This window comes from Acinetobacter sp. YH16056_T, assembly GCF_024605895.1.
Lineage (GTDB): Bacteria > Pseudomonadota > Gammaproteobacteria > Pseudomonadales > Moraxellaceae > Acinetobacter > Acinetobacter amyesii.
The window spans coordinates 3250432-3262848 of the sequence record NZ_CP094545.1 but is presented as its reverse complement, the minus strand read 5'-3'; the positions used below and the strand labels follow the sequence as shown (position 1 = coordinate 3262848).

Here is a 12417-nt window from a genome sequence, read left to right as displayed (position 1 = left end):
ACAAAAAATTCAAAAAATAAAAAAAAGCCCCTACGGGGCTTCTCACATACAGGCCTGCACGAATTTTAAATACGTCAGCTAAGCCGCATAGTGCTCATCGGCATTAAATGCATTGGCTTGAATTTGAATCAGTTTACGATTTCCTTGTTCTCCATTCATCCGCCAATGCGCAATTTTAATATTATCGACAATAGCAACATCGCCTTTATGCCACTGTAAAAGCAGGGCATCTTTATACATCGCATCAAAAAATTGCTGCTTTTCGGCATCGTTCCATTCAATTTGTTGACCTTCTGGCGTGTAAATTTCCCAAGTCAGTTGCATGCCGTCCGCTGTCGAATCGATTTCAATCTCCCCGCGATTTTCAAAGCAATTTTTGGCCGCCTGATGGGCAAATGGATTGGTATTATTAGCAAAAGCCCACGGCTGAATCACTTGCTTTTTCGTATCGGGGTGATGAATCACCAGTGGCGAACGCTGCAAGGTCAGTTTGGCTTTTTTATCTTGTCGAATCTCTAGACTAAACGGGCTCTTTTTCAGCAATAATCGGTCAAATAGCCCCACCTCGCGCGCCGAGACATAAGAAAAATGGTTCCATGCACCAAGATATTTTTCCTGTAGATGTTTCGGAAAATTCTCCCAAATCTGCTCTAAGTTATTAAATCCTGTTTCTGCCAAATACGTCGAAGGTTCCTGACAAAATAAGGCGATATAACGCGAGCGTTCTGAGCGCACGCCACCTTCAACATGTGGGCCTTGTACCGAGTTTTCGACTGGACCCAATTGCACTGTGTTGCGATCGATATAACGACGGTAGTCGCCTGCGCCGAGCAATTTCTCGCTGTATTTTCGCATCCAAGATGCAACCCAGCTGGGCATGTTGGGGTTAAATGCATTCCATGGCGTAAACTGAAAATATTGTTCAATCAGTTGGTTAAATTGTTCGGGTTGCTCGATGTTAAAACCACGGAACAGCAAGATGCCATTTTCATGGATTTGTTGTAAAAGCTCTTGTCGATGCGCGCCAATATATTGTGCAAGATCTTGCGGGCTATTGTGTTCTGGAGCGGCATGAAAAATGCGGGTAAAACTATTCAGTTGTTGCTGTTGCAATTGCATAGGTCATTCTCTAATTTTTTAATTCAATTTTTATTGTTGTCGCCTAATCCCTAAGCGCTGACAGTTCGAGCTGCTGAACTCGCAGCCGTTATTCTGTCTAAAATCTCTGCCGATTATAAGTACAGTTTTACTGTTGCGATGTAAGTATTGTTGATAAATTGCGATTTTTCGACGAATAGAGTGTGATCGCTGAATGAATGACGACATGAAAAAAGCCCTCGACATCCTATCGAGGGCTTTTTAGATTCATTCTAAAGATATGACTCCTGTCATACCGATCAGCGTTCCTTCTGCATGTGCATTATTTATTTTTATTGCAAGACATCCTGTCTTTGTATGTTCCTACTATAGGCGCGTTGCTGTTGAGGCTACAGGCGTAAATACTGCAAGTGCTGTAGGTAAATGCCTACAGCAGAACGCCGCTAAATCCTGTTAGTGTAGTGATGGATATAACAACAATGAGTTTCGCGCATGCCTGCAACACAAATCGATATACGGATGCAATACAGCATAGAACAAGAACAACAGCTGATAAATGCTGTTTTTGACGCCTTACAACAGAGTTTTCAGTTGCCTCGATATGACCGCAATATACGTTTGCAAGTGCATGCGCCACATCGGTTTCAGGTGTTTGATCATTTGACGCAGCCTGAGCATTTTACACATATCACCATCGATTGTTTTACGGGACGAACCTTAGCAACCAAGCGTAAGTTATATCAAATGCTGGTGCATAATTTGGTGGAATTTGGCATTCCGGCCGACCATATCATCATTACCTTACGCGAAAGCCCTCTAGAAAATTGGGGGATACGAGGTGGTCAAGCCGCTTGTGATGTTGATTTAGGTTTTCAAGTGGATGTTTAGTCTGTGCAAATACATGGATTGTTGCTTTCACGGAGCTTAAACGAAAAAAGCCCCCGACATCCTGTCGGGGGCTTTTTCGGATTCATTCTAGCGGTATAACTCCTGTCCTACCGTTAAGCTTCCTGCTCATTGTCTTATCATTGTTGTTTTATGTTCAGTGACATCCTGTCGCTGTATGACCTTAATATAAAAGTAATCCAATAACGTGAATAGTGTCTATTATCCGCATCTGATGTAAGCCAAAATGTACAACACCTAAATTTTCATTCTGACCGTTTCTTCAAGGCATTGCATAGCAACTAGGCTCTCGATCGTTAGATCTATGTATCCATATTGATCTAAACCGCTTTTAAAACAGCAGGAAGCTGGTTTTGAAGTGACTAAAAGCCTTATCAGTGGTGTTACATATTTTTGCGATTAATTGGTTGAATGGTGAACTAATTTATCAGACATTAAAAATTCATAATGAAAAATATACAGGGAATAAGATCGATGCAAAGAACACTTACACAACAACGGACGACATCAAAACTTCAGCTCGCATTAGGCTGCGTCATTGCGCTTAGTGCTTCAGCAAGTTGGGCAGCATCTCCACAAGAGATTAAGAAAATTGCAGAAAGTCAAAAGCAAAGTTATTTAGAAACCTTGAAAACATTGGTTAATATTGAATCTGGCAGTAAAGATATTGAGGGATTGAATCAGATTGCCAAGGTGGTCACAGAGCAATTAAAAGCCACAGGGGCTGAGGTGAACGTGATTCAGCCCAAAGACATCATGAAACTCGATGGTGCGCCAGATCAGACAGGGCCGATTGTCAAGGCGGTACTGAAAGGCAAAGGTAAAACGAACATTATGTTGTTGGCACATAATGATACGGTGTATCAAAAGGGCCAATTACAAGGTCAACCGTTTCGTATAGATGGTAATAAAGCCTATGGTTTAGGTATTTTGGACGACAAGCAAGGTGTTGCTGCAGTGATTCATGTCTTGGATATGCTGAAACAGCTGAAGTACCAAGATTACGGCACCATTACGGTATTAATTAATTCAGATGAAGAAATCAGTTCACCCGGCTCGCGCCAATTGATTATGGATACGGCTCAAAATCAGGATGTTGTCCTCTCCTTTGAAACCGGTGGTTTAGAGGGAAGCTTGATGTTAGCCACCAGTGGGATTGGTGCGGCTTATTTAGATATTAAGGGGCGGGGTTCGCATGCGGGGGTAAAACCTGAAGCAGGGGTCAATGCCTTGACAGAACTGGCTTTTCAGATTCAACAACTGGAAAATCTATCCAATCCGAAAACGGGTTTAAAGCTGAATTGGACTGTTGCGACGGCTGGAAAAACCCGAAATGTGATTCCTGACCATGCGACAGCACAGGCAGATGCTCGTTCTTTAAAACCACAAGATTTTGCTGAGTTGGAAAAAACCTTGAAGCAAAAAGTCAAAACCAAAAAATTGGCGGAAAGTCAGGTCGAAGTCAAATTTGAAGTGCGTCGTCCACCTTTAGAAGCCAGTCCACAAGCCAAAAAATTAGCCGCAACAGCCCAGCAGATTTACACAAACGAATTAAAGCTGCCGATGAAAGTTGAAACGACCGCTTGGGGTGGTGGTACCGATGCCGCTTTTGCTGGGGTTAGTTCGAAAGCCGCGATCATTGAAGGAATCGGCATGTCTGGAGATGGATTACATTCAGATAAAGCAGAATATATTTTGACGGATTCTATCGTACCGCGTTTGTACTTGGTGACGCGTTTAATTGTGGAAAGTTCTAAAAAGTAATCGCATCCGATTGGGTGAGATCTAATGAGCCATTGCCCTGAGTTTGGTTGTGGCTCATGTTAGAGCTATTTTTATGTAGCATTTGAAATGAAAAAAGCCCCGACATCCTGTCGAGGCTTTTTCAGATTCATTCTAGCGGTATAACTCCTGTCCTACCGTAAGCTTCCTGCTTAGTCTTATCATTGTTGTTTTATGTTCAGTGACGTCCTGTCTCTGTATGCTTTAACTTTATCGTGGATGATGCATGGCGTATAGCTGCTATCTGCCGAAAATAATGTAAGCCTGAACTTACAAAAGGCGGCATCTATCACGCGAACGGCAAGAATTAAGCACTCACATATTGCAGTAATTTTTTGAAAATCGCTTTAACCGCTTTGTTGTCAAATTCATTCGGTTCAAATTTATCTGCTTGATTACGCGTGAAAATGTCACGAATTTCAACCACAGCATTACTTTCAATTAAGCCCAATTGGGTTGCCACTTGGCGAATTTGATCAATTGAACGTGAACCATTGGTGCCACCATAGCTAACGTATGCCGCAGGTTTTCCTCCCCATTCTTTACCGAGGTAATCCAATGCATTTTTGAGCGCAGGGCTGTAGCCGTGGTTATATTCAGGGCTAATGAAAATAAATGCGTCGCCTTGCGCGATTTTATCAAATGGAGCGTAAAACTCTTTCCTTCAGGTCAGAGATATAAGCGACACGACATGAAGTGTCGTTTGATTTAACTAAGGACTATTTTCCTTGAGTTTTGATTGTTAATATAAGTACATGAAAACCCTTAAATTACGTATAAAAGACAAACATTGCAAGGTGTTAGACCAACTAGCATCAGAAGTGAACTTCGTCTGGAATTATGTCAATGATTTAGGGTTTAGGCATTTGAAGCGGAAAGGTGAATTTCTCTCTGCTTTTGATATTGCCAAATATACGAAAGGCACATCCAAAGAATGTAATTTACATAGTCAAACCATTCAGGCTGTAACTGAAGAATTAGTCACCCGAAGAAAGCAATTTAAAAAGGCAAAGCTGAAATGGCGTGTCAGCAATAAAAAATCAGCAAGGCGCTCTTTGGGATGGGTTCCCTTTAAAAAGGTGGCTATCAAATATGCCAATGGATATGTCCAGTATGGAAAACACCAATTTAAGCTTTGGGATAGCTACGGTTTAAGCAAATACACGTTAAAAACAGGTTCATTTGTAGAGGATAGCCGTGGGCGTTGGTATGTATGTCTTGTTGTTGAATCGCCTAAGCAAGATAAATCGACAGCAACCAAAGCGATTGGTATTGATCTAGGCTTAAAAGATATTGCCACCTGTTCTGATGGCACAGTAATTTCAAATCCAAAATTCTATCGAAAATATGAGCAGAAATTAGGTATTGCTCAGAGAGCCAGGAATAAGAAGCGTGTTCGTGCATTACACGCCAAGATTGCAAATAGTCGAAAAGATCATTTGCATAAAGCAAGCACCAAGCTTGTGAATGAAAATGCATTGATTATTGTAGGTGACTTGAGTGCTAAAAAATTAGTAAAAACCAAAATGGCAAAATCTGTTTTGGATACAGGATTTTCTGCACTAAAAACAATGCTCAAGTATAAATGCGAGAACGCAGGCGTATTGTTTGAAGAAGTCCAAGAAGCCTATACCACCCAAATCTGTTCGTGCTGCGGTGAGATCACCTCAAGTAGTCCAAAAGGTAAGACAGATCTTGGAATAAGAGAATGGGAGTGCATGAGCTGTGGTACAGCTCATGATCGAGATATAAACTCAGCTCTAAACATTCTTGCGCTTGGGCATAAGCGTCTAGCTGTAGGAATCACCCTCTTTTAAGGGGGGGAGGATGTCAACTGCCCATGCTTGTTGTTTGGGTTGGTCATAAATCCCGGTTAATGGTGGATGTGCGCCTGCAAAAATAGGCAGATCCCATTCTTTTAAATCGACAATTTCAGTTTCTACGGTACTGTAGTCATAGCTTTCGATTTCTGAAAGTAGCCAGTTTGCAATCTTAATTGCCGTACGGCCTTCGCGGACACTGCCGACAATAATATGAAGTTTCATCGTATTTCCCGTCTTGTTTTAAAGTCTTGCATTAAATTAATATGAAAACGGTCCGTTACATATACAGAAAATGTATCGAGTCGATTGATAGTTATAAAAATAGTGATAAAAAAAAGCTCCCGAAGGAGCTTTTTATTTGCTGAAACTTAGATCAGTTTCACGCCTTGTTGACCGGCAGGGGTCACTTTGAAAATTTCAACTTCAAAGGTGATATTTTTACCGGCTAGAGGGTGGTTGAAATCCACTTCGGTAATGTCTTCACCTACAGTTTTGATCACCCCATACAGACTTTGTTTGGCTTTATCTTCAAACTCAATCATATGGCCTTCAACAGGACGTTGCTCAAATTTGACAGTATCAAATTTTTGTACGTTTTCCGGGTTCCATGGACCAAAAGCATCTTCAGGAGGAAGGCTCACAGTACGGCGGTCACCTGCACGTAAACCGAATAAAGCTTTCTCAAAACCCGGTAATAAGCTGCCATCACCCATGACAAGGCTGACAGGTTCAGCACGGCTACGGGTATTGTCAATTTCTACGCCATTTTCAATAGCAACAGAAAAGTGAAGGTCTACTTTAGAACCTTCTTCAATACGAGTTTCCTCGTTAGGATTGATAAAATCAGTCATTTTGCGCTTCCGCACGTTGAATTCGGTGTTTTTCTAAGAAAAACGTATCGATAAGAAGCAGAATCGTGCCTAATGTAATGGCACTGTCTGCAATATTAAATGCAGGAAAGTGGCTGTTGTTGTAATACACGTGAATGAAATCCACCACATAACCTAAAGATACGCGGTCAATTAAGTTGCCTATTGCGCCGCCTAAAATTAGGGCAATGGCAATTGGAAGGACTTTCACGTTTTTTGGCATACGCATGAGCCAAAATACAAAAATGACAGACACAAGTCCTGCGAGTGAAGTAAAGAAATAACGTTGCCATCCACCGGCATCGGACAAGAAACTAAAGGCAGCGCCATAGTTATGTAGTAATGTCCAATTTAAAAAGGGCATGACAGGTACAGGATCTGCGTAGTTCAGATGTGTACTTGCAATCCATTTGGTCCATTGATCCAAAATAATGGCAACAATGGATAAGCCCACCCACACTAAATTGTGTGGGTAGAATTGAAAGAAGCCCTTTTTTTCTTGTGGATTAGGCATATTTTCTCTCTTCGCCTTGACCTGTAGGAAGGTTAATAATACAACGAGAACAAAGACCTGGATGTTCGTGATGTGTATTCACATCTGGCAGTACATGCCAGCAGCGTGCACATTTTTCACCATCAGCAGCAGAGACTTTGACATTTAAACCGTCAAGGTCAGAGGCTTCACCTTGCGCTGCATCAAACGCATTGACAATCACTTGAGAAGTGATGAGGACAAAACGCAGTTCTTCACCGAATTTGTCTAAAACAGCTTTCAGCTCAGCATTGGCCCAAAGTTCAACTTTGGCAGACAAGTTTGAACCCACAGTTTTTGCAGTACGTGCAGCTTCAATAAACTTGTTCACCGCAGATTTAACGGTGATCAAGGTTTGCCATTCAGCTTCAGTCACCAGATTCGCTGTAGAAGCTACAGGAATGTCATACCACTCCGCAGTAAATACATATTTCTCAGACTGCTCTGGAATCAGTGGCCAAGCTTCTTGTGCGGTGAAACTCAAGATTGGAGACATCCAGCGGACAAAGGCTTGAACCAAGTGATACAACGCAGTTTGTGCAGAATGACGCGCTGCAGAGTCTGCTTTGGTGGTGTATTGACGGTCTTTGATGATGTCGAGGTAGAAACCACCCAAGTCATTAATACAGAAGTTGGTCAATGCGCTGGTCACGATATGGAAGTTCATATCTTCATAGGCTTGCTGAATGGTTTTTTGCACTTCCGCAGCACGTTGCAAGATGTATTGATCCAGTGCGATCAATTGATCGACAGGCAAAGCATCAGTCGATGGTTTGAAGCCATTCAAGTTCGCCAACAAGAAACGCAACGTATTACGGATACGGCGGTAACCATCTGATGCACGGCTAAAGATTTCTTTACCTGCAGTCATTTCATAACGGTAGTCTGCAGACGCAATCCAGAAACGTAGGCCATCTGCACCCATGTCTTTAATGATGTCTTGCGGAGTGATCACGTTACCGATCGACTTCGACATTTTGCGGCCTTTTTCGTCCACAACGAAGCCGTGAGTCAATAAGCCTTTGTACGGTGCGCGGTTATTAATCGCCATAGATGTTAACAATGAAGATTGGAACCAGCCACGATGTTGGTCAGAACCTTCAAGGTACAAGTCAGCAGGGTCTTGCAATTCTTCACGTTCACGAAGTACTGCAAAGTGTGTTGTTCCAGAGTCGAACCATACGTCTAAAGTGTCACGTACAGCATTGTACTGCTCTGCATCTGCACCGATAAACTCAGACGCATCACGGTTATACCAACCATCAATACCTTCTTGTTCAATCAGCTTCGCGACTTCTTCGATTAGCTCAGGGGTACGCGGGTGAAGTTCGTTGGTATCTTTATGCACGAAGAATGGAATTGGCACGCCCCATGTACGTTGACGTGAGATACACCAATCTGGACGACCTTCAATCATCGATTGGATACGGTTTTTACCCCAATCCGGTACGAAGCTGATGTCATTTTCAATCGCGTTCAATGCACCTTGGCGTAAACCTTTTGCATCCATGCTGATGAACCATTGCGGTGTTGCACGGAAGATAATCGGTGTTTTATGGCGCCAGCAATGTGGGTAGCTATGTTTGATCACCACATGTGCCCAAAGTTTGCCTGCTTCGGTTAAAGCAGCAATGATTTTTGGATTGGCTTTGTAGATGTGTTCGCCTGCAAAAATTGGCGCAGTCGGTAAATATACACCGTTGCCGCCAACTGGATTGTCGACTTTCAAGTTGTACTGTAAGCCAACTTTATAGTCGTCCACACCATGGCCTGGCGCGGTATGCACAGCACCTGTACCACTGCCGTCTGTGACATGCTCACCCAAAATCACTGGCACTTGGCGTTCAGCAATTAACGGATGTTGTAGTACTAGATTTTCAAGTTTTGCACCAGCAAATTCAGCAATCACTTCTACTGCGTTAAAACCATAACGCTGAGTTGCAGATTCAACTAATGATTTTGCAAGGATGAAGTTTTGCGCTGCTTTGTCTTCGCCAGTTGCTTTCACCAATTGGTATTCAAGCTCAGCGTGTAGAGCAACCGCTTGGTTGGCAGGCATGGTCCAAGGCGTAGTTGTCCAGATCACGATATCTGTAGAATCGCTAACTGTAACACCTAGGCGTGCAGATAAATCAGCTAAATCAACAACGCTAAAACCAACGTCAATCGCATCTGATTTTTTGTCTTCGTATTCCACTTCAGCTTCAGCTAAGGCAGAACCACAGTCCAAACACCAGTTCACAGGTTTAAGACCCGGCTCAATATGGCCTGCTTTGGCAATCTCACCGAGCGAACGAACGATGTCGGCTTCTTGTTTGAAGTTCATGGTGAGGTACGGATTGTCCCAATCACCAAATACGCCCATACGCACGAAGTCTTTCTTTTGTAATTCGACTTGGGTGTAAGCATATTCACGGCATGCTTTACGGAAAGTTGAGGCATCTACTTTCACGCCGACTTTACCGACTTTTTCTTCAACTTTCAGTTCGATTGGAAGACCGTGACAGTCCCAGCCCGGCACATACGGCGCGTCAAAACCGTCCATTACACGGCTTTTGATGATGATGTCTTTCAGGACTTTGTTTACCGCATGGCCTAAGTGGATTTGGCCATTTGCGTATGGAGGGCCGTCATGAAGCACATATTTTTTCTTGCCAATACGCGATGCACGAATCTGCTGATAAATGTTGTCGGCATACCACTCTTCTAACCATTTCGCTTCACGTACTGCGAGATTTGCTTTCATCGCAAATTCAGTACCTGGGAGGTTTAGCGTGGCTTTATAATCCACTGCATTTTCAGGAGTTTGCTTATCGCTCATGCAAGTTGTCTTCCAAATTTATCAGCCCGTTGACTGACGCGTTTTACAATAAATAATCGGGGTTTAAAAGGGGAAATGAGGGTGCTGACCTCGAAACTCAAGGAGTTTTTCGACGTCGTCATCAATTCCGGCTTTCAATGCTTCAAGCGAAGGGTAGTCCTTTTCGCCATGTAAAAAGTTCAAGAACGTCACCCGCATTAACAGGCCATACAGATTAGCAGAAACATCAGGAAAATGTACTTCTAATCGCCATTCAGGATGTTCCTGTTTAATCGCGGGACGCGTACCAACATGCCCTGCACCAAACAGGGCAGAGGGTGCATAACCTGCAACCCCTAATTTGTCAGCATTTTCGTTTTTTACTTTATCTGTTAAAGATTCGGTTTCACAAATGACATCGACTGCATAAATGCCATTTAAACAAGGTTTATGACGGTTTAAACGCACATTAATGGTAGGAAAATTAATGGTGCGACCGATTTGATCGCCATACTGCACACGACCGGTGATGCTATAAGGACGACCTAAAAGTTTTGCGGCATGGGCAAGGTCGCCTGCTTGTAATGTCTGACGAACCAGTGTCGAACTGACACGTTCGCCATCAACTTCGACATTTTGCAGGGCTGTGACTTGGAAGCCGTATTGGCGTAAAAATTCGCTATTGCCTTGGCGGTTTTTGCCAAAGTGATGATCTTCGCCCAAAACTAAACTTTGTGTATTGAGTTTATTTTTTAAAATATCGGCAAATTCTTCGGCGCTGAGATTACGAAAGGCATTGTCAAATTTCGCCACCACAATATAGTCGACGCCCAGTTCAGTTAAATATTCGACTTTTTCACGTAGTGAACTGATTCGAGGCGGTGCATCATAAGCTTTAAAGAATTCAAGCGGTTGTGGCTCAAAAATCATCACAGCTGTTTTTAAGTTTTGTTGCTGTGCTATGTCTTTGAGCTGGCTGACCATCGCTTGATGACCCAAATGTACACCATCAAAATTGCCAATGGTCACGGCAGTTTTGGGGAGTTCTAAGTGGGGCGCTAAAGCATTCAGACGGAGCAGCTTCATGGGCGAATCAATTGTTGAAAATGTTTGAGGGCTATATATTGCCATAATCTTCTGCGTTCGTCTTGTTGTTGTGTTTTTACTCAAGTTTTTTTATGCAGAGATGAATTTATTATCAATAAAATAAATTATAAAAATAAATATTAATCAATTTTTCTTATTAATTAGTGTGCTTAAACTATAGACATTCCATTTTGATGAGCATCATGCGATGAAAATGCCATTTTATCAACTCCAGCATAAACAAGACTTGATTCGTCATTTCACCCCAAACTGGTTTACGGTGGTGATGGGTACAGGTGTGGTGGCCCTCATTTTACCATCTATACCGTTGGCGCCGCAGTGGATGTGGTCCATCGGAGCAGGGTTGTGGCAGATCAGCATCGTGTTGTTCATATTGTTTAGTGGGATGTATTTCAGCCGATGGATATTGTACCCACAAGAAGCCAAGCAGATTTTCCAGCATCCGGTGATGAGTTTATTTCTTGGGGCAATCCCCATGGCACTGGCAACCCTGATCAATGGCGCATTGAAATTTGGCACCACGCTGTACACTGAGTTTTTGGGCGTAAGCATCATCACATGGGCTGAATATTTATGGTATGTCGATGTGTTGATGGCAATTGCGATTGCATGGTGTGTTCCCTTTCTGATGTTTAGTCGTCAGCAACATGCGCTGCAAGGCATGACCGCAGTATGGTTATTGCCGATAGTGGCTTGCGAGGTGGCTGCCAGTTCAGGTGGTTTATTGTTGGCGCATTTACCTGCACAGGCCCATGCTGTCCATATTTTGCTGGGGAGTTATCTGCTTTGGGGAATCTCAGTATTTCCAGCCTTTGCCATCTTAAGCATCTTGTTGCTGCGTCTAGCTTTACATCAATTGCCAAGCAAGGAGATGGCAATCAGCAGTTGGTTGGCCTTAGGACCGATTGGGACAGGGGCGTTAGCGCTGTTACTTTTGGGAGAGCAAGCCCCTCGTATTTTGACAGCAGTAAATTTGGTTGATTTAGGACAGGTGTTACTTCAAGGCGGTGTGTTTGCAGCCCTTGTTCTGCTCGGATTTGGTGTATGGTGGTTTGGAATCGCTATACTCATCACGCTAAAACATTTACGAGATTTACCCTTTAATCTCGGGTGGTGGGCGATGACGTTTCCATTCGGCGTTTTTAGTTTGGCGGTCATCAATTTGGCGGAACAAACGCAATTACACGCTATCCAACAGTGTGGCACTTTTTTTGCGGTTTTGCTCTGTACGCTTTGGTTATTGGTGATGCTGAAAACCATACAAGGGTTTTATCGTGGCAGCTTATTTTTTTCTCCGTGTTTAAAAGCGTATTGTGATGCTCAGCGCGCATCTTAATTGATGTTGGGTGAATGTAAATCCGTTGAAGAAAACTATTGCGCGTTGGCTTTGACGGATTTCAACAAACAAATATAGAGCTTCTGCAAGCGTGTGATGCAGTTACGTTATTTTGCTATCCAAGCAAAACATTCATGTATAAAATTTGCGCGTATTTTCGAGAG

The 12417-nt window shown here is 42.9% G+C and carries 9 protein-coding genes and 2 pseudogenes; 4 read left to right on the top strand and 7 right to left on the bottom strand.

What is annotated here, in order from left to right:
• Positions 1–78 precede the first annotated feature (78 nt).
• Positions 79–1119, bottom strand: a complete 1041-nt coding sequence (locus tag MST17_RS15865; protein ID WP_180027328.1) for a TauD/TfdA family dioxygenase — start codon at positions 1117–1119, stop codon at positions 79–81.
• A gap of 471 nt (positions 1120–1590) precedes the next feature.
• Between MST17_RS15865 and MST17_RS15860 the strand changes: the two genes are divergently transcribed.
• Positions 1591–1986 (top strand): tautomerase family protein, encoded by a 396-nt coding sequence (locus tag MST17_RS15860; RefSeq protein ID WP_180027329.1) that lies wholly within the window; start codon positions 1591–1593, stop codon positions 1984–1986.
• 492 nt (positions 1987–2478) lie between these two features.
• The gene (locus MST17_RS15855; RefSeq protein ID WP_180027330.1) at positions 2479–3768 is read left to right on the top strand and encodes a glutamate carboxypeptidase; all 1290 of its coding nucleotides are present in this window, start codon (positions 2479–2481) and stop codon (positions 3766–3768) included.
• A gap of 325 nt (positions 3769–4093) precedes the next feature.
• Here MST17_RS15855 and MST17_RS15850 read toward each other — a convergent pair.
• Positions 4094–4426 (bottom strand): annotated as a pseudogene (locus MST17_RS15850) (NADPH-dependent FMN reductase); the annotation flags it as partial.
• Positions 4427–4541: 115 nt separating this feature from the next.
• Between MST17_RS15850 and MST17_RS15845 the strand changes: the two are divergent.
• Complete coding sequence (locus MST17_RS15845; protein ID WP_180082742.1) at positions 4542–5603, top strand: RNA-guided endonuclease TnpB family protein; 1062 nt, start codon at positions 4542–4544, stop codon at positions 5601–5603.
• Between the two features lie 18 nt (positions 5604–5621).
• Here the strand turns inward: MST17_RS15845 and MST17_RS15840 are convergent.
• The 5 genes and pseudogenes from MST17_RS15840 to ribF form a co-directional block, all read right to left on the bottom strand.
• A pseudogene (locus tag MST17_RS15840) lies at positions 5622–5831 on the bottom strand (NADPH-dependent FMN reductase); the annotation flags it as partial.
• A 146-nt stretch (positions 5832–5977) separates the two neighbouring features.
• A complete protein-coding gene (locus MST17_RS15835) occupies positions 5978–6460 on the bottom strand; it encodes a peptidylprolyl isomerase (protein ID WP_078190656.1) in 483 nt (160 codons plus the stop codon).
• Positions 6453–6992 carry a signal peptidase II gene (gene lspA / locus MST17_RS15830; RefSeq protein WP_078190655.1) on the bottom strand — a complete coding sequence of 180 codons (540 nt, stop codon included), beginning with the start codon at positions 6990–6992 and terminating at the stop codon, positions 6453–6455. Before lspA ends, MST17_RS15835 begins: the two co-directional genes overlap by 8 nt.
• Positions 6985–9831, bottom strand: coding sequence for an isoleucine--tRNA ligase (ileS, locus tag MST17_RS15825; RefSeq protein ID WP_180022897.1), 2847 nt, complete (start codon positions 9829–9831; stop codon positions 6985–6987). The genes lspA and ileS overlap by 8 nt, the downstream gene beginning before the upstream one ends.
• Positions 9832–9894: 63 nt before the next feature.
• Entirely contained in the window at positions 9895–10896 is a 1002-nt protein-coding gene (gene ribF / locus MST17_RS15820; RefSeq protein WP_168379800.1) for a riboflavin biosynthesis protein RibF, read from the bottom strand.
• Positions 10897–11104: 208 nt separating this feature from the next.
• Here ribF and MST17_RS15815 point away from each other — a divergent pair, with 208 nt between their 5' ends.
• Complete coding sequence (locus tag MST17_RS15815; RefSeq protein ID WP_180027317.1) at positions 11105–12253, top strand: TDT family transporter; 1149 nt, start codon at positions 11105–11107, stop codon at positions 12251–12253.
• Positions 12254–12417 lie beyond the last annotated feature (164 nt).